Origin of the sequence: Neptuniibacter sp., from assembly GCF_024231755.1 — a bacterium.
In the GTDB taxonomy this organism is placed as follows: Bacteria; Pseudomonadota; Gammaproteobacteria; order Pseudomonadales; family Balneatricaceae; genus Neptuniibacter.
The window spans coordinates 1-2,709 of sequence record NZ_JAAEQH010000149.1; the positions used below are offsets into that span (position 1 = coordinate 1).

General features: G+C 43.7%; 1 protein-coding gene. It reads right to left on the reverse strand.

Annotated features, from left to right (window positions below):
* The coding region (locus tag GY843_RS08450; protein WP_297308525.1) for a hypothetical protein at positions 1-2,409 on the reverse strand (2,409 nt) is incomplete at its 3' end.
* Between the last annotated feature and the right edge of the window lie 300 nt (positions 2,410-2,709).

Genomic DNA, 2,709 nt, shown 5'->3' on the forward strand with positions numbered 1-2,709 from the left:
ATTATAGTCAGCTGCTTCAATTGAAATCACATTACCGGTTGTGTTCAGGATATTACCATTGACGCTGGCGCCTTTATCATAGCTATAAATCAGAACGCGGGTGTTGCCATCCACGACATCTGACATAATCTGCATATGAGCGGCATCCTGAGCAAGACTGACATCTACATTGCCTTCAAGGACAAAGAGAGCAGCACCAAGCTCAACATCAACAGAGACTAACTGTCCGTCATGAGCGAAGTTAGCTTCGACCATATTCGGGTTCAGTTTGTCGATAGGCAGTACGTCGCCTACGATTACACGAATCAAGTAAACAAGATCAGCAACTGATAGCGGGATACCATCGGCGTTAACGTCGGTAGCAGCCTTCTGGCCTTCGGCATTGATAGTGAATGCGCCAATACCATAGATGAAATAGTTAGTAAATGTTACCGCATCAGCGATTTCATTTAAAACACCATTCAAGTTGATATCACCACGAGCATCAATACTGTCAGAACAGATGATCTTGATTCCGCCATTAAAGAAGTCGATGAACTGATCGTTGCCTTTTAGAGGATCGTCATTATCACAATCTTCCTGCGCACCAAAATAAGTCGGGAAGCCATAAAGCGGGTTGGTGATCGGGAAGTATGTACCATTATATCCAAATACATTTCTGGAAATGGCCTGTAATATAACGAGACCTGTCGGATCGCTTCTGTAGTTCAGAGCGATACTGTTGTCTGAGCAGTCTCTCCAGAAGAAGGAGATCGGCACAAACGAACAATCCATAGTGTAGTCGTTGGTTACCATGAAGTCCATTGTAAAGAGAACAAAGTCCTCAGGGAGGATTGTCTCTATTGGATGATGGAGCCCATCATTCTGATCGGCAATACCAACAACCTGGAGCATACCTGACGGGCAGGATCCGCCACAGTTGTCAACAAAGCGATAAGTGAAATATTCCCACTGGTAATCGCCAGTTGAACTAAACAGAACTGGGTTGCCATAGGCACCCATGAAAGCGAGAACGGAGTTGTCATAAGCGATCAAGAAGTCAAAACCGAGGTTGTTTTCTGAACCCTGTTCTTGAGTAACATCAACATAGGCGTGATGACCAAGGTAGACACCTAAGCCAGCGTCGCCATCTTCAGCTTCAATTACAATAAAGAACGGAAGCTGACTGATTACTTCAAAAGTAACGTCACATTCGTCATAATCACCGGCACAATCAGTTACTGTGACAGTAAAGGTGAAGAATCCAACAGTTTCATCAGCGACAGCCGGATTGAATGTCAAAACACCACCGGTGAGATCAACAGTACCAGCCGGGGCTGATGGGGAAACTGTATATGACCATACTGCAACGTCGCCAACATTGGCATCAGTTGAAGTGAAATTGGCATATGTATCAGCTTCGATACCAGCAACAATATTGGCATCACAGTCACCAGCAATAACTGGAGCGGTGTTGGTAACAGTTAGTGACATCGTAGATGTAAAATCTACACCAGGATATACATGTCCCGGTCCAGCTTCTTCAGCATAGAATTTAACTGTGTGTGACTCACCATCAGTAACCCAGTCACATGGAGGATCATATGTCCAAACAAGATTGCCACCAACATAATTGGCGGTTCCTAGTGGGTTGTCGTTTTCATCAACGGCACCAACACCAGTAATTGTGCCACCTTCAGCATCGGTTACAGCAAGTGTTACACCAAAAGCAACATCATGCTCAACTGACTGCGAAAGATCTGGATCTTCTGTTTCTGGTGGAAGATCCGGCACGCCCAGGAATTCAAAGCAATAAGGGCCACCAAATGGATCGCCATCAGGGAACAGCCAATCAACAGGTGTGTAGTCCACACAAATTTCAACAATATCAGTCAAAGGATCAGAGCCGGTAACCGGAACCATCAAATGCAACCGGAAACGGTCTAATAAGACATTGTCACTCGGAGGAAAACCACCGGTAGGTGTAAAGGCACCCAAGCAATCATGTCTGAAATTATCCGGTAAGTTACCATCCCAGTTTGCACCTGGAAGAGTAATATCGTTCATACCGGACCAAATTCCGCCATCTTCCCAAGTGTTCAATCTTTCAATTGAAGCAACCGGGGCTTCGCCCATATCTGTCCATACAACAGTGGCGCCTGATGGAACGGAATAAACTGTTAAGCCCATTCCCCAACCAGAAAGATATTCGCCAGTTGGAGGTACAGTAACAAGTGTCTGGTTCGCCATCTGGATACCGATATAAACGGGCATGCCACCTTTGGCATAATCATCGGTAGTGGACGGGTACGTAAACATTGAACCTGGTCCAAGGTCTACATTGAAATCAACCTTGTAAGGTTGAGCATTAGCCAGCCCAAAAGAAAGAAGTACAATAGATAAAGCAAATAGTAATGAAAGTCTCTTCATCTTGTGCTCCTATTTTGTTTCGTTAATAACTAGTTCTTAGTTTTCACGATAACTTTTTCAAGTTATCTAATTTCCCCCTCGTCATTTCGAAATCATAACCGTTCCCAAAGGCGAGAGCCACAAGCCATACGAAAACGCCAATTTCGAAATAAGAAGATTAAACAAAAGTTCTTTCTTCTGAACGTGTGTATCTAAATTACTTCTTTAAGTGCCACCTCCTTTCTTTATTTTCTACATTAATATTCATTATTTTATAACCAATTAAGGTCAATAGTAAACTTTTTATAGTGCCTACTTCCC